This window comes from Pseudomonas sp. NPDC087615, from assembly GCF_044743445.1.
In the GTDB taxonomy this organism is placed as follows: domain Bacteria; phylum Pseudomonadota; class Gammaproteobacteria; order Pseudomonadales; family Pseudomonadaceae; genus Aquipseudomonas; species Aquipseudomonas baetica_A.
The window spans coordinates 21,288-46,671 of record NZ_JBIUWM010000026.1; the positions used below are offsets into that span (position 1 = coordinate 21,288).

Below are 25,384 nucleotides of genomic sequence, written 5' to 3' on the forward strand. Positions count from 1 at the left end.
CACACCATGAAGGTGGGCAAGCATACGTCATGAAAGACGCTTTGGCGTTGATACGTTCTCCGGGGTTCCAATCCCGATCGCTGATTTGGCAGCGACGTTCACAGCCTAGAGAGCCGACGTCCGACGGACAACCTGAAAACATTGTGGGAAGGTTCTGTATTTTCGGAAAACCTTTAAACATCCCGAATCGAAATACTCGCCAGCACCAGGACTGTTGTGAAGGCAATGACTTGGGCGAGGGCATTACCTATTCGTAATGCGTCGCCGCTCTATTGGATCAACGCGAAACCTGTGGGCGCTCGATGGCGGTGATTCTGGCACAACTGAAAACGGCACCTTGCGGTGCCGTTTGCCCTTCACACATCAGCTTTTATTTACGCGCATCTGCCCAGGATTTCAGCAGTTCGTTGTAGCTCACGGTCTCGCCCTTCGGCTTCTCGTTCGCCAGTTTCGGTTTCGGCGCGCCCGGTTGATCGAACCAGTATTGCGCGTCGCGTTCCGGGTTCATTTTCGGTGCGCACGTGGCTTGGGCCTTGGAGCGTTCCAGACGCGACATGATCGCGTCCTGATCCTTGGCCAAACCATCCAGCGCTTGCTGCGGGGTCTTCTCGCCGCTGGCCGCTTCGGCGATGTGGCTCCACCACAATTGCGCCAGACGCGGATAGTCCGGCACGTTGGTCCCGGTCGGGGTCCATTGCACGCGGGCCGGGCTGCGGTAGAACTCGACCAGACCACCGAGTTTCGGCGCCAGATCGGTCATCGCTTGCGAGTTGATGTCCGACTCACGAATCGGCGTCAAACCGACGATGGTTTTCTTCAGCGATACGGTTTTCGAAGTCACGAACTGCGCGTACAACCACGCCGCGAGTTTCTGTTTCTCCGGCGTGGATTTCATGAACGTCCACGAACCCACGTCCTGATAACCAAGCTTCATGCCCTCCTCCCAATACGGCCCGCGCGGCGACGGCGCCATCCGCCATTTCGGCGTGCCGTCGTCGTTGACCACCGGCAGACCCGGTTTGGTCATGTCGGCGGTGAAGGCGGTGTACCAGAAAATCTGCTGAGCGATGTTGCCTTGCGACGGCACCGGGCCGGACTCGGAGAACGTCATGCCCGCTGCTTCCGGAGGCGCGTACGCCTTGAGCCAATCGACGTATTTGGTCGTGGCAAACACTGCCGCCGGGCCGTTGGTGTCGCCGCCTCGGGTCACGCTGGAACCCACCGGGTGGCAATCCTCGACACGAATGCCCCACTCGTCCACCGGCAAACCGTTAGGCAAGCCCTTGTCGCCGCCGCCCGCCATGGAGAACCAGGCATCGGTGAAGCGCCAGCCCAGCGACGGGTCTTTCTTGCCGTAGTCCATGTGCCCGTAAACACGTTTGCCGTCGATTTCCTTGACGTCTTCGCTGAAGAATTTGGCGATGTCTTCATAGGCTGACCAGTTCACCGGTACGCCCAATTCGTAGCCGTACTTTTCCTTGAACTTGGCTTTCAGGTCCGCGCGTTCAAACCAGTCAGCGCGGAACCAGTACAGGTTGGCGAACTGCTGGTCGGGCAGTTGATAAATCTTGCCGTCCGGCGCCGTGGTGAACGAAATGCCGATGAAGTCCTTGATGTCGAGGGTCGGCGAGGTGAAGTTCTTGCCTTCGTTGGCCATCAGGTCGGTGATCGATTCGGTCTTGCCGTAACGAAAGTGCGTGCCGATCAGGTCCGAGTCATTGACCCAGCCGTCGTAGATATTCTTGTCGGACTGCATCACCGTCTGCATTTTTTCCACCACGTCGCCTTCTTGCAGCAAGTCGTGGGTGAGCTTGATCCCGGTGATTTCGCTGAAGGCCTTGGCCAGCACCTTGGACTCGTATTCATGGGTGGTCAGGGTTTCCGAAACCACCTTGATTTCCATCCCGCGAAACGGCTCTGCAGCCTTGATGAACCACTTCAACTCTTCGAGTTGCTGATCGGCCGTCAGGGTCGACGGTTTGAATTCGCTGCCGATCCACTTTTTCGCAGCGTCCTCGTAGGCATCGGCCCAGGCAGACGCGCTCAAACCGCTGAGTGCCAGCATGGCTGCCAATGAAATGCTATGTCGCAGCTTATTGTTTTTGTCGAACATAGAGACCTCCTGTTTAGGATTTCGGAGCACGGTTGTCGAGCGACTCGACTAGCCCCAACGCATCACAGCCAACAGCCACACCAGGGACAACGCGGACGCGACCCAGATGCTCCAGTCGGTGGCGCCGATGACCAGCAAATGCAGGTAGGCGCTGCCGAGAAGACCGATAAACAAGCGATCGCCACGGGTGGTGGCAATCGGCAGAAAACCTCGCCGCAGGACGCTCGGCGAACGCAGCTCCCACGTCGTCATGCCCACCAGGAGCAAGTCTATGACAATGAAGAATGCCGCTGTGGGGGTGGTCCAACTCATCCATTCCATCATCAGCTCCTCAGACCCGGCCGAGGGCAAAGCCCTTGGCCACATGGTTGCGAACAAACCAGATCACCAGCATGCCCGGCAAAATGGTCAACACCCCCGCCGCCGCCAGCACGCCCCAATCGATCCCCGAGGCCGAGACCGTGCGTGTCATCACCGCCGCAATCGGCTTGGCGTTTACCGAGGTCAACGTGCGCGCCAGCAACAGCTCGACCCAGGAAAACATGAAGCAGAAAAACGCCGTGACGCCGATGCCGGAACCGATCAACGGGATGAAAATCTTCACGAAGAACTTGGGGAAACTGTAGCCGTCAATGTAGGCGGTTTCGTCGATTTCCTTCGGCACGCCGGACATGAAGCCTTCGAGAATCCACACCGCCAGTGGCACGTTAAACAGGCAGTGCGCCAAGGCCACGGCAATGTGCGTGTCGAACAGACCAATCGACGAATAGAGCTGGAAGAACGGCAACAGGAACACCGCCGGCGGCGCCATGCGGTTGGTCAGCAGCCAGAAGAACAGGTGCTTGTCGCCCAGAAAGCGGTAGCGTGAAAACGCATACGCCGCCGGCAGTGCCACGCTCAGGGAAATCACCGTGTTCAGGCTCACGTAGTACAGCGAGTTGATGTACCCGCTGTACCAACTCGGATCGGTGAAGATCACCTTGTAGTTCGCCAGCGTGAAGTCCTGTGGGAAAAGTGTCAGACCGCCGAGGATTTCGGTGTTGCTCTTGAACGACATGTTCAGCAGCCAGTAGATCGGCACCAGCAGGAACAGGATGTAGACCAGCAACGGGATCAGCTTTCTTTTGCTCATGGCCGGGCCTCAGCGGTTGGCGTCGGAGTGCGTCATGGCGGTGTAGAACAGCCAGGACACCAACAAGATGATCAGGAAGTACACCAGCGAGAAAGCCGCTGCCGGACCCAGGTCGAATTGGCCTACGGCCATTTGGGTCAGCGTCTGACTCAAGAAGGTCGTGGCGTTACCCGGCCCGCCCCCGGTGAGCACAAACGGCTCGGTGTAGATCATGAAACTGTCCATGAAACGCAGCATCACCGCGATCAACAGCACGCTCTTGAGCTTGGGCAACTGAATGTGCCGAAACACCGCCCAGGCTGACGCCCGATCGATGCGCGCCGCTTGGTAATACACATCGGGAATGGCGCGCAATCCGGAGAAACACAGCAGCGCCACCAGCGAGGTCCAGTGCCAGACGTCCATCACCAGCACCGTCACCCAGGCGTCCATGGTGTTGGCCGCATAGTTGTAGCTGATGCCCATCGCGTTGAGACTCGACCCGAGCAAGCCGATGTCGGCGCGGCCGAAAATCTGCCAGATCGTGCCCACCACGTTCCACGGGATCAGCAGCGGAATCGCCAGAATAATCAGCACCAGCGACGACCAGCGGCCCTTGGTCGGCATGGTCAGGGCAATCCCAATGCCCAGCGGGATTTCAATCAGCAACACGCACGCCGAATAGATGAACTGGCGCAGCAGCGAATCATGCAGACGCGGATCCAGCAGCACCTGCCGATACCACTCAGTGCCGACGAAGTAGCGGCTGGATTGGTCGAAGATGTCCTGCACCGAGTAGTTGACCACGGTCATCATCGGGACGACCGCACTGAACGCCACCAGCAAAAACACCGGCAACACCAGCCACCAGGCCTTGTTGTTCTGCACCTTGTTCATGGCTGCACCTCATTGTCTTCAGTGGCTGGCAGCAGGAATTCGTCGGCATAGACCATCAGCCACTGCGCCGGAAAACTGATGTACGCCGTGCCCTGCGGCACCGGTTTGTCTTCCGCCAGGCGCACTTTCAGCGCCACGCCGTCGAGATCGAGGGTCATGATCTTGTAGGTGCCGAGGTCTTCGACGTGTACGACGTGTGCCTGCATCGCGTCGTCAAACGGCTCATCCCAGACATGAATGAACTCGGGACGGATACCGACCTTCAGATTTTTCCACTGACCGTGTTCGATATGACGCTGCAAGGCGTCAGACAGCGGCAGGTGCGTCGAGCCGAAACCGACCCCGCCCGGTTGCGGCTGCACGTCGATCAGATTCATGCCGGGGCTGCCGATGAAGTAGCCGACAAAGGTGTGGCTCGGCCGCTCGAACAACTCCCGTGGCGTACCGAACTGGACGATCTGGCCGCCGTACATCACCGCGATCTTGTCGGCGAAGGTCGAGGCTTCGAGTTGATCGTGGGTGACATAAACCATGGTGATGTTGAATTGCTCGTGGATCTGCTTGAGCTTGCGCCGCAGTTTCCACTTCAGGTGCGGGTCGATCACTGTCAGCGGTTCATCAAAGAGGATCGCCGACACGTCGTCGCGCACCAGGCCCCGGCCCATGGAGACTTTCTGTTTCTCGTCGGCGGTGAGGTTGCGCGCCTTTTTGCTCAGCAACTCTTGCAGATCGAGGACTTCGGCAATTTCCTGCACCTTGCTGTGCACTTTCGCCTCGGCCATGCCCTGATTACGCAGGGGAAACGCCAGGTTGTCGAACACGGTCATGGTGTCGTAGACCACCGGAAACTGGAAAACCTGAGCGATGTTGCGCTTCTCGGGGGTCAGGTCGTTGACCGCTTTGCCGTCGAATAACACATGCCCTTGCGAGGGGCTGAGCAAGCCGGAAATGATGTTGAGCAACGTCGATTTGCCGCAACCGGACGGGCCGAGCAGCGCATAGGCGCCGCCCTGCTCCCAAACGTGATCCATCTCGCGGATCGCATAATCCTCCGCACCGCCGGGGGTTTTGCTGTAGCTGTGGGCGAGGTGTTGCAAACGGATTTCGGCCATCAGGCAACCCTCGCGACACGCAGGCTAGGTGCTTGCACCAAGCGGCCCTGCGCATCGAAAACAAACAGTTTGTGGGTCGGGATATAAATGCGGATCGGCTCGTCGACGTCGTATTCGTGAACGCCGGACAGGTGCAGCACCAACAGGAAATGCTCGTTGCGCACATGCAGGAAGGTTTCCGAACCGCTGATCTCGGCGACTTCCACCGTCACGGCCAATTCCAGATCGTCATCGTTGCTCGGCACCAGCGAGATGTGGCTGGGGCGCACGCCGAAGCGGAACTCACCCTCGCCCACCGGACGCAGATCAACGTTCAACGGGAAGTGTACGAAGTTGGCAAAACTCACTTCGTTACCGGCGATGCGCCCCGGCATCAGATTGATCGGCGGCTCGGAGAACAACTCGGCAGCCAGCACGGTTTGCGGCTGGTGATACACCGAGGTCGACGGGCCGCTCTGGATCACTCGCCCCTCGTGAAGAATCGTCGTGGTGCCGCCCAGCGCCAGCGCTTCGTTAGGCTCGGTGGTGGCGTAAATGGCGATGGTGTGGCGCAGCTTGAACAACTCGCGCATTTCCTGACGCAGTTCTTCGCGCAGTTTGTAGTCGAGGTTGACCAGCGGCTCGTCGAACAGGATCAGTTCGGCATCCTTGACCAGCGCCCGGGCCATGGCGGTGCGTTGCTGCTGCCCCCCGGAAAGCTCCAACGGATAGCGCTGCAGAAACTTCTCGATGCGCAGCATCTTCGCGGTTTCCTGCACCTTGCTGTGGATGATCTCTTTCGACACACCGGACTGACGCAGCGGCGAGGCGATGTTCTCGAACACCGTCATGGTCGGGTAGTTGATGAACTGCTGATAGACCATCGACACATTGCGCAGACGTACCGGGCGTTGGGTGACATCGACGCCGTTCATCAGGATTCGGCCGCTGTCGGGCTTGTCCAGACCGGCCATCAAGCGCATTAGACTGGTTTTGCCGGACAGCGTGCGACCGAGCAAAACGTTGAAGGATCCGGGTTCGAATTTCAGGCACGCATCGTCGATCCAGCTCTGGCCCTCGACGGTGCGGCAGACGTGCTCCAGGGTGAGTGACATGGCTCGGCCTTTTTATTATTGGAGTCAAGCGACCTGTGCAGTAGAGCGACATTCGTGCCAGAAATGGCAAGTTGTTGATTTGTTGTGAAAATCGTTGAAACCGCCGGGAAACGGCGTTCATTGCTGAACACATTTGAACAGTTGCGCGATTGACAATGAACAATAGTGAACAACACTCTATGGATGCTTTTTGCCCGATCTCATGACCGCTGAAGATCCAAATGTGGGAGCGGGCTTGCTCCGGGCGGCGATCCGACGAATGCGGTGTGTCATTCAACTGATTCATTGACTGATCCACCGCATTCGCGAGCAAGCCCGCTCCCACAGTTGATCTGTGTTGTGTTCAAGAGATGGGTTCATAACAACAATAAAAATCGCTGCATCAGAGGCTGACTGCCATGGCCGCACCTGCCCCGCCGCTGTCCCACGACGCGATCATCCAGAGTTCCTGGCAACGCTGCCGCGCGTTCGGTCTCGATCATCAAAGTACTCCAGCCTTCGATCAACTCCCCGCCGCAGGCATTGCGCACCTGCTCGACAGTCAGCACTCGCTGGTGCAGACCACCCATCAGGAAGTGTTGCCCTACTACGAGAACATCCTGAGCAATTCCAATTGCCTGATCATGCTCGCCGACAACCAGGGCCAGGTGCTGACGTCGTGGGGCACGCAACGGTTTATCGCGCCGAATCTGGCCCGGGGCTTTCAGGCCGGGGCGAGCTGGATGGAACGCTGCAGCGGCACCAACGCAATCGGTACGGCGCTGGCCTGCGAGCAAGCGGTACACATCGAACACGATGAACATTTTCTGAAAGCCAACCGCTTCATGACCGGTTCCGCTGCGCCGATTTTCGACGCTGAGCGCAAGGTGATCGCGGTGCTTGATGTGTCCAGCGACAGCTATCTGCCGCCCTCACACACCTTGGGCATGGTCAAAATGATGAGCCAGACCGTGGAAAACCGGCTGATCCTCAACCTGTTCCACGGCCAGCACTTTCAACTGACCTTCAACACCGGGTTGAACAACCTCGACAGTCAGTGGGCAGGGTTGTTGATTTTCGATGAGAGCGGTCAGGTACTGTCGGCCAATCGCCGGGCCGACAATCTATTGGGTGTGCGCTTGTCGCGGGTCAGCGTTGAGAGCCTGTTCAAGGTGTCGCTGCTTGAGTTGATCAATCAGCCGGACGGCTTGCCGTTTGCCTTGCAGACCTGCGGGAGTAACCGTTTTCAGTGTTTGTTGAAGCGGCCGAAACAGGCGCTCATTGAGGCGCGAGTGTTTACGTCTGACCCCAAAGCCGCCGCGCCAACCGCGATCAGCCTCAACACACTCCACTTCGGCGACAGTCGCGTGGAAAAAGCCGTGCGCCAGGCCGAGCGTTTGCTGGAAAAAGACATCCCGCTGCTGATCCACGGCGAAACCGGCGTTGGCAAAGAGGTGTTCGTCAAAGCCTTGCACCAGGCCAGTTCCCGCAGCAAACAGGCATTCATCGCCGTCAACTGCGCGGCGATCCCCGCCGAACTGGTCGAATCGGAATTGTTCGGCTACGAGAAAGGCGCATTCACCGGCGCCAACCAGAAAGGCAGCATCGGCCTGATCCGCAAGGCTGACAAAGGCACGCTGTTCCTCGATGAAATCGGCGACATGCCGTTGCCGACCCAAGCGCGGTTGCTGCGGGTGTTGCAGGAGCGCTGCGTGCAACCGGTGGGCAGCAGTGAGTTGTTCCCGGTGGATCTGCGGATCATCTCGGCGACCAACCGCTCGCTACGGGAGCAGGTGCAACTGGGGCGGTTTCGCGAGGATTTGTATTACCGCATCGGCGGGCTGACCCTGGAGTTGCCGCCATTGAGAGAGCGCAGTGACAAAGAGGCGTTATTCAAACGACTGTGGGAACAGCATCGTGAACCGACGCAATGGGCGGGGCTGAGCCGCGAAGTGTTGGAACTGTTCGATAAGCATCCGTGGCCAGGCAATCTGCGTCAGGTCAGCAGCGTGATGCAGGTGGCGCTGGCCATGGCTGAAGAGCAACCCGTGCGGCCGGAGCATTTGCCGGATGATTTTTTTGTCGATCTGGAAATGGAGCCGGTTGAGCGCGCGCAGCCGCTGGGGCTGGATTTGAATGATGTTGAAGCGTTGAATCGGGAGTTGAAGGCGGCTGGGGGGAATATTTCGCACTTGGCGCGGCGGCTGGGTGTGAGCCGCAACACTCTTTACAAGCGGTTGCGTCAGGCTGAATGACAAGATGTCTGGGCGGGTCTGATCGCTGGCAAGCCTGCGATGACTTCAGCCCTGTCCCTGTAGATTCCTGAGATAACCCAAAAACAAAAACCCGCACAAGGCGGGTTTTGTTTTTAGCGGATCAGCCAATCAGTCAGCCAAACGCCAGGTCGTGCCACCCTTGCCGTCTTCCAGCACCACGCCCATGGCGGTGAGCTGATCGCGGATGCGGTCGGATTCGGCCCAATCCTTGCCCGCCCGTGCCGCCAGACGCGCCGCAATCAGCGCGTCGACTTCAGCCGCATCAACTCGCCCTTCGGCGCCCGCCTGCAGGAAGTCATCGGCCTCAAGCTGCAACACACCCAACACGCTGGCCAGTTCTTTCAGACGCGCCGCCAGACCGGCCGCCGCATTGAGATCGCTCTCACGCAGACGGTTGATCTCGCGAACCATCTCGAACAGCACCGCGCAGGCTTCCGGCGTGCCGAAGTCGTCGTTCATCACGGTGGTGAAACGTTCGACGAACGCTTCGCCGCCGGCCGGTGCCACGTTCGGCAGGCCTTTCAACGCGTGGTAGAAACGCTCGAGTGCACCTTTGGCGTCCTTGAGGTTGTCTTCCGAGTAGTTGATCGCGCTGCGGTAGTGGCTCGACACCAGCAAGTAACGCACGACTTCCGGGTGGTACTTTTCCAGCACGTCGCGAATGGTGAAGAAGTTGTTCAACGACTTGGACATCTTCTCGCCATTGATGCGAATCATGCCGCAATGCATCCACGCGTTGGCGTAGGTCTTGCCGGTGGCCGCTTCGCTCTGGGCGATTTCGTTTTCGTGGTGCGGGAACTCAAGGTCGCTGCCGCCGCCATGAATGTCGAAAGTCTCGCCGAGGCAGCAGGTGGACATCACCGAGCATTCGATGTGCCAGCCCGGACGCCCGGCGCCCCACGGCGATTCCCAGCTTGGCTCGCCCGGCTTGGTGGCTTTCCACAGTACGAAGTCCAACGGATCCTGCTTGGCTTCGTCGACTTCGATCCGCGCGCCGATGCGCAGGTCTTCGATCTTCTTGCGCGACAGTTTGCCGTAGCCCATGAACTTGGCGACGCGGTAGTACACGTCGCCATTGCCCGGGGCGTAGGCGTAACCCTTGTCGATCAGCGTCTGGATCATGCTCAGCATGCCCGGAATATGGTCGGTGGCACGCGGTTCCATGTCCGGCTTGAGGATGTTGAGGCGCGCCTCGTCCTCGTGCATCGCCGTGATCATGCGCTCGGTCAGTGCGTCGTACGGCTCGCCGTTTTCGCGGGCGCGATTGATGATCTTGTCTTCAATATCGGTGATGTTGCGCACGTAGGTCAGGTTGTAACCGCTGAACCGCAACCAGCGGGTCACCAGGTCGAACGCAACCATGCTGCGGCCGTGGCCAATGTGGCAGTAGTCGTACACGGTCATCCCGCAGACGTACATGCGCACATTATTGCCATCGAGCGGCTTGAAGACTTCTTTGCTCTTGGTGAGCGTGTTGTAAATCGTCAGCACTTTTAATTTCCTTGACGCTAAATCACTGGCCCCACGAATCACGCAGGGTCACGGTACGGTTGAATACCGGCTGACCTGGTTTCGAGTCCTTGATATCCGCAACGAAGTAGCCTTCGCGCTCGAACTGGAAACGGTCTTCCGGCTGTGCATTGCCAAGCGATGGCTCAGCACGACAACCGGTCAGCACTTGCAGTGAGTCAGGGTTGATGTTGTCGAGGAAACTGGCGCTGTCTTCGGCCTTCTCCGGGTTCGGAGAACGGAACAGGCGATCGTACAGACGCACTTCGCACTCGATGCTGGCGGCAGCCGGCACCCAGTGGACCACGCCTTTGACCTTGCGGCCTTCAGGGTTCTTGCCGAGGGTGTCCGGGTCGTACGAGCAACGCAGTTCGACGATGTTGCCGTCGGCGTCCTTGATCGCTTCGTCGGCACGGATCACGTAGCTGCCGCGCAGACGTACTTCGCCGTTCGGCTCCAGGCGCTTGTAGCCCTTTGGCGGTTCTTCCATGTAGTCATCGCGGTCGATGTAGATTTCACGGGCGAACGGCAGCTTGCGCACGCCAAGTTCTTCTTTCTGCGGATGACGCGGCAGTTCGAGGTTCTCGACCTGGTCTTGCGGGTAGTTAGTGATCACGACTTTCAACGGACGCAGCACGCACATGGCGCGCGGGGCGTTCGCGTCCAGGTCCTGGCGGATGCTGAATTCGAGCATGCCGAAGTCGACCACGCCGTCGGAGCGATTGGTGCCGATCATGTCGCAGAAGTTGCGGATCGACGCCGGCGTGTAGCCACGGCGGCGGAAACCCGACAGCGTCGACATGCGCGGATCGTCCCAGCCATTGACGTGCTTTTCATCGACCAGTTGCTTGAGCTTGCGCTTGCTGGTGATGGTGTAGTTGAGGTTCAGACGGCTGAACTCGTACTGACGCGGGTGCGCCGGCACTGGCAAGGCGTCGAGGAACCACTCGTACAGCGGACGATGGCTTTCGAATTCCAGGGTGCAGATCGAGTGGGTGATGCCTTCGATGGCGTCCGACTGACCGTGGGTGAAGTCGTAGTTCGGGTAGATGCACCACTTGTCACCGGTCTGGTGGTGATGGGCGTGGCGGATGCGGTACATGATCGGGTCGCGCAGGTTCATGTTCGGCGAGGCCATGTCGATCTTCGCGCGCAGCACGCGGGCGCCGTCCGGGAACTCACCGGCGCGCATACGGGCGAACCAGTCGAGGTTCTCTTCCACCGAACGGTCGCGGAACGGGCTGTTCTTGCCCGGCTCGGTCAGGCTGCCACGGTATTCCTTGGCCTGCTCAGGGGTCAGGTCGTCGACGTAAGCCTTGCCGGCCTTGATCAGCTCCACCGCCCAGTCGTGCAACTGGTCGAAATACTGCGAGGCGTAGCGCACTTCGCCGGACCATTCGAAGCCCAGCCATTTGACGTCGCTTTCGATCGCGTCGATGTATTCCTGATCTTCCTTGGCCGGGTTGGTGTCGTCGAAACGCAGGTGCGTGACGCCGCCGAACTCCTGGGCCAGGCCGAAGTTCACGCAGATCGACTTGGCGTGGCCGATGTGCAGGTAGCCATTGGGCTCAGGCGGGAAACGGGTGACGATCTGGGTGTGCTTGCCCGAGTCCAGGTCTGCCTGGATGATCGGCCGCAGGAAATTGACCGGCACGGCAGGGCCGGACTTGGCATTCGAGGTAGGGTCGACAGTGGGCTTGCTCATAGGATCCTTGACTTACATGTGCGCGGCCGCAGAGAGGGGCCAGACAAAACAAAGCCGCTATCATAGCCGATGCTGTCAAGGGGCTGACAGAGCAGGCCTTATAAAGGCGTGCATTTAATCGCCGGGATTTGAAAAACAGCCTCGAAATTCGCGCCTGTCACGCTAAACTGCGCACCTTGGCCGACGCTGGCTGAACCGGTTGCGGGGCGCAATGTCCCAAAACCACGAATTCCTATCAAGAGTAGCGATCATGACTCAAGTCAAACTGACAACAAACCATGGCGACATCGTCATCGAACTGAACGCTGAAAAGGCGCCGATCACCGTCGCCAACTTCATCGAGTACGTTAACGCCGGTCACTACGAAAACACCGTTTTCCACCGTGTCATCGGTAACTTCATGATCCAGGGCGGCGGTTTCGAGCCAGGCATGAAAGAAAAGAAAGACAAGCGTCCAAGCATCCAGAACGAAGCCGACAACGGTCTTTCCAACGACAAATACACCGTTGCCATGGCGCGCACCATGGAGCCGCATTCGGCTTCCGCGCAGTTCTTCATCAACGTGGCCGACAACACCTTCCTGAACCACAGTGGCAAGAACGTTCAGGGCTGGGGCTACGCCGTGTTCGGCAAAGTGACCGCCGGTACTGAAGTTGTCGACAAGATCAAAGGTGTTTCGACCACTTCCAAGGCCGGCCACCAAGACGTACCAGCAGACGACGTGATCATCGAGAAAGCCGAGATCATCGAAGCGTGATACTGCTGATTTCAGACTTGCATCTGGAAGAGGAGCGCCCGGACATTACCCGGGCGTTTCTGAATTTGCTCGCCGGACGCGCCCGCTCGGCGAGTGCGTTGTACATTCTGGGCGACTTCTTCGAGGCGTGGATTGGCGACGATGCCATGACGCCCTTCCAGCGTTCCATCTGCCTGGCCCTGCGCGAATTGAGCGACAGCGGCACGGCCATATTTCTGATGCACGGCAATCGCGACTTCCTGCTCGGCAAGGCCTTCTGCAAACAGGCCGGCTGCACGTTGTTGAAGGACCCGAGTGTCGTGCCGTTTTACGGCGAGCCGGTGCTATTGATGCACGGCGACAGCCTCTGCACCCGCGACGTCGGCTATATGAAGCTGCGTCGTTACCTGCGTAACCCGATCACCCTGTTCATCTTGCGCCACCTGCCGCTGAGCACCCGTCACAAACTGGCGCGCAAACTGCGCAGCGAAAGCCGGGCGCAGACGCGGATGAAGGCCAATGACATTGTCGATGTCACGCCGCAAGAGATTCCGCGGATCATGCAGGCGTTTGGCGTGAAGACGTTGATCCACGGGCACACCCATCGACCGGCGATTCACAAGCTGCAGCTGGGAGAGCAGGCGGCAAAGCGGATAGTGCTGGGGGACTGGGATCGTCAAGGTTGGGCGTTGCAGGTGGATGAGAACGGGTATGTGTTGGCGCCGTTTGATTTTGCGCCGCCGCCGGCACTGCCCGCTCCCGCCCCCTAAAGCTCAAACACTAAACCAATGTGGGAGCGGGCTTGCTCGCGAAGGCGGTGGTTCAGTCGACATCTCTACTGAATGACACACCGCTTTCGCGAGCAAGCCCGCTCCCACATTTTTGACCGCGTTTTACTTAGTGACCGCTGGCTGCTGGGCCTGCTTTGGCAGCAAACGGCGGCTTCGCCAGCCACACAATCAGAATCAACCCCATAAACCCCCACCCGAGCAGCGTGAAGTAATCCACGGTGGAGAGCATGTACGCCTGGCTGGTCAACACATGATCGAGTTGCGCATACGCCGGATTGCTCGCCCCGCCCAACTGATTCAACGCCTCCCGCGTCGCGGGCTCATAGGTGCTGATGCTTTCACTCATGTACGCATGGTGCTGATCGGCCCGGCGAATCCAGATCCAGGTGGTCAGCGACGCCGCGAAGCTACCGCCCAACGTCCGCAAGAATGTCGCAAGGCCCGCGCCGTCGGCGATCTGGCTCGGCGGCAAGTCCGACATCAGAATGCTCAGGGTCGGCATGAAGAACAGCGCCACGCCAATCCCCATGAACAGTTGCACCAGAGCGATGTGCTGGAAATCCACCTCGTTGGTAAACCCGGCGCGCATGAAGCAGCTCAGGCCAATCGCCAGAAACGCCAGCCCGGCCAGTAAACGCAGGTCGAATTTGTGTGCGTACTTGCCGACAAACGGCGACAGCAGCACCGGCAGAATCCCGATCGGCGCCACGGCCAGACCGGCCCAGGTCGCGGTGTAGCCCATCTGGGTTTGCAGCCATTGCGGCAGGATCAGGTTGATGCCGAAGAACCCGGCGTAACCCAGCACCAGCACCAGCGTGCCGATGCGAAAGTTGCGGTACGCGAACAACCGCAGATTGACCACCGGATGCTGGTCAGTCATTTCCCAGATGATGAACACCGCCAGCGCGATCACTGAAATCGCCGCGCCGATGATGATGAAGTTCGACTCGAACCAGTCCAGGTCATTGCCCTTGTCGAGGATCACCTGCAACGCCCCCACGCCAATGATCAGCGAGATCAGCCCAACGTAGTCCATCGGTTGACGGCTGGTTTCCACCGGGCGCTTGGCCAATTGCGAGCGCACGACCATCACCGCAAAGATCCCGATCGGCACGTTGATGAAGAAGATCCACGGCCAACTGTAACTGTCGGTGATCCAGCCACCGAGAATGGGGCCTGCTATCGGTGCAACCACCGTGACCATCGCCAAGAGTGCCAATGCCATGCCTCGCCTCGCGGGCGGATACACGGCGATCAACAGGGTTTGCGTCATCGGATACAGTGGCCCGGCAACAAGTCCCTGCAACACGCGAAAACCGATCAGCTCGGGCATCGACGTAGAAATACCGCAGAGAAACGAGGCCAGCACAAACAGAATGGTGGCCCATAGAAACAGCTTCACCTCGCCGAAACGCCGGCTCAACCATCCGGTCAGCGGCAGCGCAATGGCGTTGCTCACGGCAAACGAGGTGATCACCCAAGTGCCCTGCTCCGAACTCACCCCCAGGTTGCCGGAAATCGTCGGCAACGCCACGTTGGCGATGGTGGTGTCGAGCACTTGCATGAAAGTCGCCAGCGACAGGCCGATGGTGCTGAGCAACAGGCTGGGCGGCGTAAAAGAGGCGTTATTGCTCATCGCGAATCCTTTGGAACCTGAATAGCGTTGCCCCCGCCCTTGAGGGAGCGGGCGTGCTCGCGAAGGCGGCCTGTCAGACAAATCAATGTTGAATGACACACCGCTTTCGCGAGCACGCCCGCTCCCACAGGGTCAGTGGTGGATCAGCGTTGCGCGGTTTTGCTGACCGCAGCGCTGTTGTCGTGGATCAGTTGCGCGATCATTGCGTCGGCTTCGGCCAGTTGACGGTCGTAGACGTTGGTGCTGAAAGACGCTTTTTGCGGCGATTGTTGAGCCAGTACCGGGCCGCTCTGGTCATGCAGATTGACCTGGACAGTGGTCGACAGACCGACGCGCAGCGGGTGCTTGGCCAGCTCTTCGGCGTTGATGTGAATGCGTACCGGCACACGCTGAACAATCTTGATCCAGTTACCGGTGGCGTTCTGCGCAGGCAACAGGGCAAACGCGCTACCGGTGCCAGCACCGAGGCTGTCGACGGTGCCGCTGTATTTCACATCGCTGCCGTAGATGTCGGATTCGATATCCACTGGCTGACCGATGCGCATGTCGCTCAGTTGGGTTTCCTTGAAGTTGGCGTCGATCCACAGTTGATCCAGTGGAATCACCGCCATCAGCGCGGTGCCCGGTTGCACGCGTTGGCCGAGTTGCACGGTGCGCTTGGCAACGTAACCGGTGACCGGCGCGATCAACGTGCTGCGGGCGTTGGTCAGGTAGGCCTGACGCAGCTGCGCGGCAGCGGCCATTACGTCTGGGTGCGACGACACCACGGTGTCATCGACCAGCGCACTGGAGGTTTTCAGTTGCTGTTTGGCATTGGCCAAGGCGTTTTGCGCCGAGGTCAGATCGTCGCGGGCGTGGGACAGTTCTTCTTTGGAAATCGCCCCGCCAGCGGCGAGATTTTTCCGGCGGTTGTAGTTGTCCTGAGCCTTTTGCACTTCGGCCTGTTGCGCGTTGACCTGGGCTTTCATGCCGTCGACGTTGCTGTACAAGCCGCGCACCTGACGCACGGTGCGGGCCAGATTGGCCTGGGCACTTTGCAGGCCGACTTCGGCGTCGTTCGGGTCGAAGTTGATCAGCACCTGGCCTTCGTGGACCAGGTCGCCATCATCGGCGCCGATGCTGACCACGGTGCCGGTGACCAGCGGCGTGATTTCAACGACGTTGCCGTTGACGTAGGCGTCGTCGGTACTTTCGTTAAAGCGCCCGATGAATTCGTGATACGCCCAGACGCCGCCACAGGCGACAAGGACGATAACAGCCAGCACCAGCAGCATGACTTTGCGCTTGCGTGGATTGCCGGTGTCCGGGGTGTTGTCTTGAGCTTGGGTGTTTTGGGCAGTGGCCATGACAAATACCTTGAATTAGTTGTGCGGCGTGGCTGGGGTGGCGTTGGCTGCGGTCAGGGTTTCACCCTGGAAGCCGCCGCCCAGCGCTTGCATCAGTTGAATCGACAGGTCGATCTGCTCGGCATTGAGGTTGGCCAACTGACGTTGGGCCTGGAGCAATTGCTGCTCGATACTGAGCACGTCCAGGTAGTTGCCGATGCCGGAACCGTAACGCTGGACCACCGTGTTGTAAGAGTCCCGGGCAATGTCGGTGGCGTGTTGCTGCGCACCGATCTGCCGGCCGATGTCACGCAACTGGTTGATCGTGTCGCTGACATCGCCCAGTGCTTTCACCAGACTTTTGTTGTACTGCGCCACCGCCAAGTCGTAATCGGCGTCACGCGCATCAAGGTTGGCGCGCAGTCGCCCGCCATCGAAGATCGGCACCGAGACAGTCGGCGCAATGCTGAAGAAGCGACTGGCCGAACCGAACATCGCATCACCCAACAGGGATTCGGCACCGGCCGAGGCCGTCAGGTTGAGGTTGGGATAGAACTGGGTTTTCGCCGAATCGATGTCTTTGCTCGCCGCTTCTACACGCCAACGCGCAGCGACCAGATCCGGGCGACGACCGAGCAGTTCCGCCGGCAGCACAGACGGCACAGCCACGGCGCTCGATTGCAGGACTTTCGGGCGAGCGATTTCATTGCCGCGATCCGGGCCTTTGCCGAGCAAAACCGCCAAAGTGATTTTCGCGCTGGTCAGGCGTTTTTCCGCATCGATCAGGCTGGCTTCGGAACTGGCTTCCAGGCTTTGGGTTTGCTGGAACTGGTATTGGCTATCGATCCCGGAACTCAGACGACGCTGGCTCAGGTCAAGCATTTGTTGAGTGCGCTTGAGGTCTTCGCTGGCCAGGTCATAGACGATGTGTGCCTGACCGAGATCGCTGTAGGCCCGAGCCACGTCGGCGGCGAGGGTCAACTGCGCAGCCTGACGGTCGACTTCGGCGGCGCGGGCCTGACCGAGGGCAGCTTCCCAGGCGTCACGCTGACCGCCCCACAAATCGAAGTTGTAATTGAAGCCAGCGCTGATGTTGCGCACGGTGGCGTAGGCATCGCCCTGCCCCCGCGGATCCTGATCCTTGGCCAGGCGCGAACGGCTGATGCCGGCGCTGGCGTCGAGGGTCGGATAGCGCGCGGCATCGGCGGCATACGCGGCGGCGCTGGCCTGATGGGCGCGGGCTTCGGCGATCTGCATGTCTGGGCTATCGTGCAGCGCTTCGCGGATCAGGCCATCGAGTTGCGGATCACCGAGGCTGGTCCACCAGTCGCTTTTCGGCCACGCGGCCGGCGACAGGGTTACGCCGTTGAGGGATTGGCCAGCCTTGAGGCTTTTCGCATCGAGGCTTTGGCCTTGGGTGTCGAGGCCACTGTAGTTGGCGCAACCGGCGAGGATCATCGCCGACAACACCAGCGTCAGGCTGCTGCGCAAGGTTTTACCGCTCATTGTGTTCACCTAACCGCTGGAGGGTGATCGGGTCACCGGCTGCCAGCAGGATTTTCTTGAGGATGTATTCCAGGGTCTTCAACTCGTCCGGAGTGACGGCGCCCGCCAGTTCATTCATCGCATTGGCGCCGATGTGCGGCAGACGATCGGCCAGTTGCTGGCCTTGTTCGGTCAGCTTGAGTTGCACCTGACGGCGATCGCCTTCGCTGCGCTGGCGAGCGAGAAAGCCTTTCTGCTCCAGACGATCGAGCATGCGCGTCATCGAACCGCTGTCCAGCGACAGATGCCGGCAGAGTTCGGCCGGGGTGTCGACGCCGAACTGGGCCATGATGATCAACACCTTGAACTGCGCGGCGGTGATGCCGTGGGGTTCCATGTGGGTGTCGATGATCCGGTCCTTGAGCAGCGCAGCACGGCCAAGCAACAGGCCGAGATGGCAATGTTTGAATTCGTCCGGGGTGAAATGCTTCATGTGCTCACCTAATAACTGCCTAGGCAGTGAATGTATGTCGAGATGTTACTGCCTAGGCAGCGAATGTCAACGTAATAGTTAGGTTGCTTTGTAATTAGTTGACCAGCGGGCTTAGCTTTTTGCGATGAACACACTGACGCCTTCGCGAGCAAACTCGCGCCCACAGAGGATTTCGCGTCGAACGCAGATCCAGTGTGGGAGCGGGCTTGCTCGCGAAGGCAGCGACTCGGTTTAAGAAATGAAAGCGATCCAGAAATCCGGCTTATAGAGAGGCCGATCAGGACTCGTCGGAAGGATGGGCAGGCGCTGGCGGTTGCACCGGATGCACCTCACGCCCCCGCAAGGCCGTCACCGCATAACCACAAGCACGCTTGGTCACCGCGTAAATGCTGTGCCAGCCCGGTGGCGCCGGCTCGATGGCCGCATGCAATGCCCGCGCATAATCGAGCACCAGCCCGGGGGTCCAGGCCATCACCTCGGCGCGCTTGCGCACTTGAGCCGCCACCCAGAACTCGGGGCTGATGATGACTCGGACAAAGTCGAGCATGCTTGAATGCCCCCGATTCATCGCCCCTTCAAGGGCCGCTTCAAGGCTATGGGCGACGGCACTGGAGCAATTACGGCTGGTGAGGTTGTAAGTGCCGTTCTGGCGATATTGCGCCCAGAACGCATTCAGCCGGCGGGCATCGTAGTGGGCAAAACTGACCTGAACCGAAGACGGACACCAGTCAGCCACTTCACCCGCATAGTCCGGCAGAAACCTGCCGGCGACATCATTGTTCGGCGTCGCCCGCAGCAAGCGCACGAAATCCCCCGCTGAACGATCAATGTCGTCCTGCGGGTAATGACTGATGTAGATATCCGGGCCACATTCCAATGCCGCGTGGCCGGCGGAGATCACGCCGTTGATGTCGACCGCCGCGATATAGCGGTTGAGCAGCCGGTTGCGCACCAGGGTGTCATCAACGGTGCCGCTGGGTGTCCAGACGTGGATCACCAGCGCGGCGCTGCATGCCGGCGCACTGACCGAAGCAGGGCTGACCGGCGACTGCCAGTTTTTAAAGCGCAACGCCTGCCGCAAGAGCGCGCAGCCCGAGAGAAAAACGCTCATGCCAATGCAGAACGGCACCGTGCCCTTATAGAGCGTCGGATACGGTTCAAGGATGAACAGCCCAAAGCCGATTTCGAACAACCCCGTCAGCAGGGACACTTGCCAACCGACAAAGCGCACTACCAACGCCGCTGCCAGCCGAAAGCCCCCGTCGAGCAAAAACGCCACACCAAACAGCACTGCCAGAATCAGGCCGGCGGCGTGTTGTCTGTCGACGATCAGCAACCCCAACACCAGAAACGCCAAACCTCGCGCCTTGCGCAGAGCGGCGGCAGTCCCGGTTCGAGGTGCCGGTACAAACAGAATGATCAGGGCTTCGAGCAACAACAGATAGCCGAAGAGATGCAACGGGAAATACAGAACGCCGTCCAGCGCATCAATGAAGATGGCCACACCGGCCGCCCCCCAGACAATGCCCGTCAGCGCCAGCGCAGACCAACGCTTGCGGACAAAATCGCTACCGAGCAAGACCCTACTCAAGCGAACCATATGCACCCCTGTTATCTTCGGGCAGCCTTATACCGCAAAGCGTTCGAGTTGCGGTGAGTCTAATTCATTCTGGAAAAGCCGGATCGCAGTGTCGCGACCCGGCTATGGGCAACGCGACCTAGAAATCGCGCTTGTAGAAGATATCCAGCGAACTCGCGACGCCACTGGCCGCCTCGATATAAACCTTCTTGCTCAGCTTGTAGCGCAAGGCAATGGTGCTGGCCGGTTCAAACACGCCAACGCCGTAGCGCAAACTGAGCTTCTCGGAGATGTTGCCGCTGGCCACCACACTGGTGGTGGTGCCGCTGCCCTGGGTGTCGAGCTGGAAGTCCTGAATCCCCAAGTCCTTGGCCAGGCTGCTGGTCACTCCGGAACTGCCCATCAAGCCAAGGCCCAACGCCGCTTGCGCGAGCATGTTGTTGTCCTCACCGCTGGTGCTCAGCGGACGCCCCAGGACCAGATAGGACAGCGCCTGCTCCTGGCTCATCGCCGGTTCCGAGAAGATCTGCGTGGTCGGTTGCTCAGCACTGCCGCTCAGGCGAATACCGGCGATCACGTCGTCAGTCTGGCGAATCGCTTCGATGTCCAGATACGGCTGATCGATGGGACCTGCAAACAACAGACGCGCACGCCGCACCGTCAGCCGCTGCCCGTAGGCGCGGTATCTGCCGTCGTTGAGCCACAACTCGCCACGCGTGTCCATGTTGTCGCCGATGTGCACACGCCCTTTCAGGTTGGCCGTGAGGCCGAACCCGGCGAAGCTGAGTCTGTCGTCACCGACCACCACGTCGATGTCCATTTTCATGGCCATCGGCGGTTTACCCTCTTCGGTCTGCGCGCCGACAATGATCGTGTCATCGGAGACTTTTACCGTCGATGGCGGCAATTCACGCACGGTGATTTCGCCCTTGGGCACCAGCACCTTGCCGGCAATCTTCAGCTCGTCGCCCGCCATGGAAATCTTCAGGTCCGGCGCCACTTCGAGCTTGGCGTACGGTTCGACGTTGACGGGTAACTGCGTGCCCTTGAGCGCCAGATCGACCATGAGTGCCTGGCCCCAGGCAACGTTGCCATTGAGACTGCCCTGCCCGGTCTTGCCGCTTTTCCAGCCGCCGTCGAGGCGTATCGATTCCCCGGCGATGACCGCTTGCAGTTGCAGATCCTTGAGTTCCATCGGCAACTCGGCACCGGACACTTCGCCTTCACTGAGCTTTACCGTGCCGTTGACCAGCGGCGCCAGCAGCCCACCGGATATCGTGCCGCTGCCGTTGAGGTGGCCGGTGAGTTTCTCGACCATCGGTACAAACGGCCGCGCCACCGACAGATCCAGCCCGGTGAGGCGGAAGGTACCGCTCAGGGGTTTGTTCTTCGGCAAGGGATTGAGCTGCGCCTGCACACTCAATTCACCGAGTTTGCCGCCGACGAAGTTGAGGTCGGTGTCGATGCGCTTCGGCGTGAGTTTGCTGGTGAGCTTGAGGGTCTGGTAGGGGAAATCCAGCCACTGATCCTTTTCACGCACGCGCAAGGTGCCGCCGCTGGCATCGACGCTGATCACACCGTTCGGGCCGCTGGCCGGCAGGTCCAGTTTTAGATCGGCGTTGAGCTTGCCCTGCCACGCGAAGTCCTTGGGCAACCACTGCGCCAGGCTTTCAATCGGGAAGTGCTTGAGGTGGTAGCGCAGCTTCGGATCGGGCATCAGCCGTTGATCCTCACCGCACAGGCTGGCGCTGCCGGACACCCAGCAATGCGCGCCGAAGTTGATTTTGCCGTCGGCCAATCGTTCCAGCCTGGCTGGGGTTTGCAGCTTCCAATCCTGGCCACCGGCCTGAATGTCACCGCTGGCCAGGCGTCCACGCCAGTTGCCCTTGTCCAGATTGCCGTCCAGGCCCAAGGCCAGTTTCAGCTTCGGTCCGAGCAGGTCGAGGCTGAGTTTCTGGTTCTTGATGTCGCCCTGAGCGCTGGCGGTCAACACGCCCAGATTGGTATCGCCGGCCTGAATGCCGCTGCCCTTCAGATCGATTTTCGCCCGCTGTGCACTGTCGAGCGTGGCGTCGAGGTTGAGGCTTTGCAGGCGATTGTCCTGGAAGGCCAGTTGCGAACCTTGCAGGCCGAGTTTGCCTTGCGGCGCTTTCAAGGTGCCGGCGACGTTGACCTGACCGTTGACCTGCCCGCGCAATTGCGGCCAGAGCTGGGCCAAGCGCGTCAGCTTGATGTCGATCTGCCCGGTGAGTTTCTCTTGCAGGCTGCCCTTGCCGTTGATGCTGTTGTCGCCGAGACGGATTTGCAGGGCATTGAGGTTCCACTGTTCGCCAGCACCGTCAGCCTTGGCTTGCAGCACGGCCGGTTGGCCACGCAGTTTGCCTTTGAGATCGAGGTCGGCGGTCAGGCTCAGGCGGTCATTCTTCAACTCGCCTTTGCTTTTCAGCGGCCCTGCCAAGGTGCCTGGCAGTTCCGCGACCCAGTACGCCGGGTTCAACGCCGACAGGTCTAGCGCGGTGTCCCAGGCGATGCCATCGGCGAACTGCACGTTGACATGCCCTTCGGCCTTGCCCTGCCCGGCTTCCATTTTGAATTGCGGGAGGGCGATCTGTTTGAGGCTGCCGCTGAACGGACTGCTCAGGCTGAACGCCCCCGCCGGGCCATCCAGCGCGGCGGCGAAGTTACCGATGTATTGACCGTCGGTGTAGGAGACTTCGCCATTGAAGGTGCGCAAAGCGACTTCTGGCTCGTCGATCACCGGATAAAGCCGATGCCACGGAAAGTCCTGCCAATTGATGTTGGCCTGAGCGGTGATGCCTTTGCTCCAGTCAACACTGCCGGTCAGCTTGAGGCTTTGCTTGTCATTGGCGCTCAGGTCCAGGCCGGCGATTTGCGCGCCGCTGGCGTCGACCTTGCCTTTGAGTAACAGCGCCACCGGACCTTGCTCAGCAGGCAGCTTCGCGTGACCGAGCAACTGGTAACCGTTTTTCAGGTCGCCTTCACCGGTCAGCAGCAATTGATTGAGTTGCAAAGTGTCTGGCAGGTCGGCGCTCGGTTTGAACGCCTCGCTGGTGATGCGCACTTTGGCCGGGAGATTATCTGCCAGCGGTTGCAGCTCACCACTCAACTGGCCATCAAGATAGCCATGGCTGTCGGCGTGCAGGTTGAGGGTCTTGAGCAAATCGCCGTCGATCTTCAGGGCCAGTGTCCAGGGATCGCTACCCGGCGAAGGCAACGTCAGATCACCGGCGATGTTCAGCGGCCAGTCGGCATTCGGCTGCAACAGGCCCGACAGGTTCAGGCTGAGGTCGTCGCGCTGCAATTTCACGCTGTCGATCTGCAGGCCCTTGGCCGTCCAGTGCGCCGCCAGTTTCAGGCCTTTGAGTTGCTCGCTGCCGTTGAACAGCAAACTGCCAACCTCGACGTCGCCCAACTCGATAGCCACCGGCAATTGCAGATCCGGCAGTTTGATCGGGCCGCTTTCGGTGGTCTCTTCGCTCGGCGGGAATTGAAGGATGACCTGATCAGCCTTGAGCTGTTCGATGCACAACGTCATGCGTGTCAGGCACAGCGGTGACCAGGCGAAGATCGGCTTGTCCAGCTCGACACGACTGCTGTCCTGCTGCCACACCAGATGGTCGGCGCTCCATTGTCCGCCGAGGCGACCCTGGAAATTTTCCACGCTCAAGCCCGGCACCCGACTCAGCGCCCAACGGCTGCCAGCCTGCGTACCCAGCACCGCAGCGATGCTCAAGAGAATCAACGACACCAGCGCCAACAGGGCCAGCGCCGTTATTTTCAAACCACGCTTCACAGCTCAGGCCCCATGGAAAAGTGCAGCCGGAAGCCGCCATCGTCGTCCAGCGCGCGGGCCAGGTCGAGGCGGATCGGCCCCACCGGTGAAACCCAGCGCACACCGATGCCAACCCCGGTCTTGAGGTTCGGCAGTTCGAGTTTGTTGAAAGAGTTGCCCTGATCGACGAACGTCGCGACTCGCCATTTTTCGGCGACCGAATATTGATACTCCACGCTACCGGCGACCATGTAGCGGCCACCGATGCGGTCGCCCTTGGAGTTTTCCGGCGACAGGCTCTGGTAGTCGTAACCGCGCACACTCTGATCACCACCGGCAAAGAATCGCAGCGACGGTGGCACCGAGTTATAGCCATTGGTGGCGCTGCCGCCGACCTGCACGCGACCAAGGAAGCGGTGCTTGTCGAACACCGTGGTCAAGCCTTTGACCAACGCGGTGCCATACAGAAGATTGTTGTCGGAGCCGACGCCCTCCTTCGCCACTTTGCTTTCAAAGGCCAGGCGATAACCGTTGTGCGGGTCGATGCGGTTGTCGCTCTTCAGGTACGAATAGCTGATGCCAGGCATAAGCAAGGTACTCAGGCCGGAGTCATCACCGAGTTCGTATTCTTCGCGCTGCCATTTCAGCGAGATCACCCGTTGCCAGCCGCTGGGCAACTTGCTGTGCCATTCCGGGCCGAAGGTCAAAAGCTTGCTCGACGTGTCGGAGCCATCAATGTCTTCGAACTGATAACCGCCGGCCCAACGCAGTTTGTCGGTCAGCGGCGGGTCGAGTGGAATGTCATAGAACAGCCCGACGTTTTGCCGTGGCGCCGACAATTCGGCTTCCCAGCCATAGCTGTCGCCCTGCGGATTGACCCAGTGGCGCGTCCAGTTGGCCTTGATTCGCGGCCCGACGTCGGTGGAGTAACCGAGGCCCAGGCCCATGGTGCGCGGCTTGCGGGTGTCGAGTTTGACCTCCACCGGGATCACGTTGTTTTTCGCAGCAGTCGGTGCGGCATCCACGCGCACGCCCTCAAAATAGCCACTCGATTGCAGATTGCGGTTGAGTTCAGCAATCAACTCGGAGTCATACGGGTCTGCGGCCTTGAACGGCACCATGCGTTGCAGCAGGTCTTCGTCGAACGGCGTGTCGCCCTCGAAACTGACGTTGCCCAGTGCATAACGCGGGCCGCTTTCGTAGATCAATTCGACGTCGGCAATCCCGGCACGAGGATCCACCAAGAGTTTTTGACGGGTGAAGCGGCCACTGAAAAAACCGAAGCGCGAGGCCTGATTCTGGATCAGCCGTTTGGCGTCTTCGTAACGGCCATGATTGAGTACCGCACCGGGCTTGAGCACGTCGCTTTTCGGCACACGAAAGGATTTGAGAGAGGCCGCGGGGCCGTCGATGCGAAGGGTGACGTTGCGCAGGCGAATCGGCTCACCGGGATCGATGTTCAGCACCAGGCGCGGTTTTGCCCCGCCCTTGACGTCACTTTCAATCTGCGGCTGGTAATAACCCAATGCCTGAGCGGCCTTGCGCGCCTGCTCTTCGGCGCCGCGACTGAAGCGCTGCAAGGCTTCTTCGTCACGGTCGCCCAAGCCGCCGATATACCCTTCGATATTGGCTTTGAGTTCGTCGTTGGACGGTTTGATCCGCACGTCCAATTCACTTTGCGCCAGCGCCGCGCAGCTGGTTAACAGCACGAACACGCCACTGGTAAATCTTCCTGGAAACTTCATAGGCG

At 59.8% G+C, this 25,384-nt stretch carries 18 protein-coding genes; 3 read left to right on the forward strand and 15 right to left on the reverse strand.

Annotated features, from left to right (window positions below):
- Positions 1-370 precede the first annotated feature (370 nt).
- Genes ACIOU6_RS14765 through ACIOU6_RS14790 form a run of 6 tightly spaced genes read right to left on the reverse strand, consistent with a single transcriptional unit; the run spans position 371 to position 6,327 of the window.
- Positions 371-2,113 (reverse strand): ABC transporter substrate-binding protein, encoded by a 1,743-nt coding sequence (locus tag ACIOU6_RS14765; protein WP_221730402.1) that lies wholly within the window; start codon positions 2,111-2,113, stop codon positions 371-373.
- A gap of 48 nt (positions 2,114-2,161) precedes the next feature.
- Positions 2,162-2,434 (reverse strand): DUF2160 domain-containing protein, encoded by a 273-nt coding sequence (locus ACIOU6_RS14770; RefSeq protein ID WP_401137407.1) that lies wholly within the window; start codon positions 2,432-2,434, stop codon positions 2,162-2,164.
- 10 nt (positions 2,435-2,444) lie between these two features.
- On the reverse strand, positions 2,445-3,245 hold the full coding sequence (locus ACIOU6_RS14775; protein ID WP_123450806.1) for a carbohydrate ABC transporter permease: 801 nt from the start codon (positions 3,243-3,245) through the stop codon (positions 2,445-2,447).
- Positions 3,246-3,254: 9 nt separating this feature from the next.
- Positions 3,255-4,121 carry a carbohydrate ABC transporter permease gene (locus tag ACIOU6_RS14780; protein WP_221730404.1) on the reverse strand — a complete coding sequence of 289 codons (867 nt, stop codon included), beginning with the start codon at positions 4,119-4,121 and terminating at the stop codon, positions 3,255-3,257.
- Entirely contained in the window at positions 4,118-5,233 is a 1,116-nt protein-coding gene (locus tag ACIOU6_RS14785; RefSeq protein WP_339493727.1) for an ABC transporter ATP-binding protein, read from the reverse strand. Before ACIOU6_RS14785 ends, ACIOU6_RS14780 begins: the two co-directional genes overlap by 4 nt.
- Positions 5,233-6,327 (reverse strand): ABC transporter ATP-binding protein, encoded by a 1,095-nt coding sequence (locus ACIOU6_RS14790; protein WP_401137411.1) that lies wholly within the window; start codon positions 6,325-6,327, stop codon positions 5,233-5,235. The genes ACIOU6_RS14785 and ACIOU6_RS14790 overlap by 1 nt, the downstream gene beginning before the upstream one ends.
- Before the next feature lie 398 nt (positions 6,328-6,725).
- On the opposite strand from ACIOU6_RS14790, the gene ACIOU6_RS14795 reads away from it, so the two are divergent.
- Positions 6,726-8,561 carry a sigma-54-dependent Fis family transcriptional regulator gene (locus ACIOU6_RS14795; protein ID WP_401137413.1) on the forward strand — a complete coding sequence of 612 codons (1,836 nt, stop codon included), beginning with the start codon at positions 6,726-6,728 and terminating at the stop codon, positions 8,559-8,561.
- A 129-nt stretch (positions 8,562-8,690) separates the two neighbouring features.
- Here the strand turns inward: ACIOU6_RS14795 and cysS are convergent, their stop codons facing one another.
- Together cysS and ACIOU6_RS14805 are read right to left on the reverse strand one after the other, a co-directional pair.
- Complete coding sequence (cysS, locus tag ACIOU6_RS14800; RefSeq protein ID WP_221730408.1) at positions 8,691-10,073, reverse strand: cysteine--tRNA ligase; 1,383 nt, start codon at positions 10,071-10,073, stop codon at positions 8,691-8,693.
- 22 nt (positions 10,074-10,095) lie between these two features.
- Positions 10,096-11,796, reverse strand: coding sequence for a glutamine--tRNA ligase/YqeY domain fusion protein (locus tag ACIOU6_RS14805; protein ID WP_401137416.1), 1,701 nt, complete (start codon positions 11,794-11,796; stop codon positions 10,096-10,098).
- Positions 11,797-12,046: 250 nt separating this feature from the next.
- On the opposite strand from ACIOU6_RS14805, the gene ACIOU6_RS14810 reads away from it, so the two are divergent.
- Positions 12,047-12,553 (forward strand): peptidylprolyl isomerase, encoded by a 507-nt coding sequence (locus ACIOU6_RS14810; RefSeq protein WP_221730410.1) that lies wholly within the window; start codon positions 12,047-12,049, stop codon positions 12,551-12,553.
- Entirely contained in the window at positions 12,550-13,302 is a 753-nt protein-coding gene (lpxH, locus tag ACIOU6_RS14815; RefSeq protein WP_401137419.1) for a UDP-2,3-diacylglucosamine diphosphatase, read from the forward strand. The genes ACIOU6_RS14810 and lpxH overlap by 4 nt, the downstream gene beginning before the upstream one ends.
- A gap of 127 nt (positions 13,303-13,429) precedes the next feature.
- Here the strand turns inward: lpxH and ACIOU6_RS14820 are convergent, their stop codons facing one another.
- The 7 genes from ACIOU6_RS14820 to ACIOU6_RS14850 form a co-directional block, all read right to left on the reverse strand.
- Entirely contained in the window at positions 13,430-14,959 is a 1,530-nt protein-coding gene (locus tag ACIOU6_RS14820; RefSeq protein ID WP_221730412.1) for a DHA2 family efflux MFS transporter permease subunit, read from the reverse strand.
- A gap of 143 nt (positions 14,960-15,102) precedes the next feature.
- Complete coding sequence (locus ACIOU6_RS14825; protein ID WP_221730413.1) at positions 15,103-16,305, reverse strand: efflux RND transporter periplasmic adaptor subunit; 1,203 nt, start codon at positions 16,303-16,305, stop codon at positions 15,103-15,105.
- Between the two features lie 15 nt (positions 16,306-16,320).
- Positions 16,321-17,790 carry an efflux transporter outer membrane subunit gene (locus ACIOU6_RS14830; RefSeq protein ID WP_401137423.1) on the reverse strand — a complete coding sequence of 490 codons (1,470 nt, stop codon included), beginning with the start codon at positions 17,788-17,790 and terminating at the stop codon, positions 16,321-16,323.
- Positions 17,780-18,262 carry a MarR family winged helix-turn-helix transcriptional regulator gene (locus ACIOU6_RS14835; protein ID WP_221730415.1) on the reverse strand — a complete coding sequence of 161 codons (483 nt, stop codon included), beginning with the start codon at positions 18,260-18,262 and terminating at the stop codon, positions 17,780-17,782. The genes ACIOU6_RS14830 and ACIOU6_RS14835 overlap by 11 nt, the downstream gene beginning before the upstream one ends.
- A 277-nt stretch (positions 18,263-18,539) precedes the next feature.
- Entirely contained in the window at positions 18,540-19,862 is a 1,323-nt protein-coding gene (locus ACIOU6_RS14840; protein ID WP_221730416.1) for an HdeD family acid-resistance protein, read from the reverse strand.
- 118 nt (positions 19,863-19,980) lie between these two features.
- Entirely contained in the window at positions 19,981-23,655 is a 3,675-nt protein-coding gene (locus ACIOU6_RS14845; RefSeq protein ID WP_401137427.1) for a translocation/assembly module TamB domain-containing protein, read from the reverse strand.
- Positions 23,652-25,379: an autotransporter assembly complex family protein gene (locus tag ACIOU6_RS14850; protein WP_401137429.1), complete on the reverse strand. Its 1,728-nt coding sequence runs from the start codon at positions 25,377-25,379 to the stop codon at positions 23,652-23,654. The genes ACIOU6_RS14845 and ACIOU6_RS14850 overlap by 4 nt, the downstream gene beginning before the upstream one ends.
- Positions 25,380-25,384: the final 5 nt, after the last annotated feature.

Coding starts and splice junctions, on each gene's coding strand:
- ACIOU6_RS14780 (WP_221730404.1), bottom strand. CDS start 4,121: ATGAACAAGGTGCAGAACAACAAGGCCTGGTGGCTGGTGTTGCCGGTG.
- ACIOU6_RS14820 (WP_221730412.1), bottom strand. CDS start 14,959: ATGAGCAATAACGCCTCTTTTACGCCGCCCAGCCTGTTGCTCAGCACC.
- ACIOU6_RS14775 (WP_123450806.1), bottom strand. CDS start 3,245: ATGAGCAAAAGAAAGCTGATCCCGTTGCTGGTCTACATCCTGTTCCTG.
- ACIOU6_RS14770 (WP_401137407.1), bottom strand. CDS start 2,434: ATGGAATGGATGAGTTGGACCACCCCCACAGCGGCATTCTTCATTGTC.
- ACIOU6_RS14805 (WP_401137416.1), bottom strand. CDS start 11,796: ATGAGCAAGCCCACTGTCGACCCTACCTCGAATGCCAAGTCCGGCCCT.
- ACIOU6_RS14850 (WP_401137429.1), bottom strand. CDS start 25,379: ATGAAGTTTCCAGGAAGATTTACCAGTGGCGTGTTCGTGCTGTTAACC.
- ACIOU6_RS14830 (WP_401137423.1), bottom strand. CDS start 17,790: ATGAGCGGTAAAACCTTGCGCAGCAGCCTGACGCTGGTGTTGTCGGCG.
- ACIOU6_RS14825 (WP_221730413.1), bottom strand. CDS start 16,305: ATGGCCACTGCCCAAAACACCCAAGCTCAAGACAACACCCCGGACACC.
- ACIOU6_RS14765 (WP_221730402.1), bottom strand. CDS start 2,113: ATGTTCGACAAAAACAATAAGCTGCGACATAGCATTTCATTGGCAGCC.
- ACIOU6_RS14790 (WP_401137411.1), bottom strand. CDS start 6,327: ATGTCACTCACCCTGGAGCACGTCTGCCGCACCGTCGAGGGCCAGAGC.
- ACIOU6_RS14810 (WP_221730410.1), top strand. CDS start 12,047: ATGACTCAAGTCAAACTGACAACAAACCATGGCGACATCGTCATCGAA.
- ACIOU6_RS14835 (WP_221730415.1), bottom strand. CDS start 18,262: ATGAAGCATTTCACCCCGGACGAATTCAAACATTGCCATCTCGGCCTG.
- ACIOU6_RS14785 (WP_339493727.1), bottom strand. CDS start 5,233: ATGGCCGAAATCCGTTTGCAACACCTCGCCCACAGCTACAGCAAAACC.
- ACIOU6_RS14795 (WP_401137413.1), top strand. CDS start 6,726: ATGGCCGCACCTGCCCCGCCGCTGTCCCACGACGCGATCATCCAGAGT.
- ACIOU6_RS14840 (WP_221730416.1), bottom strand. CDS start 19,862: ATGGTTCGCTTGAGTAGGGTCTTGCTCGGTAGCGATTTTGTCCGCAAG.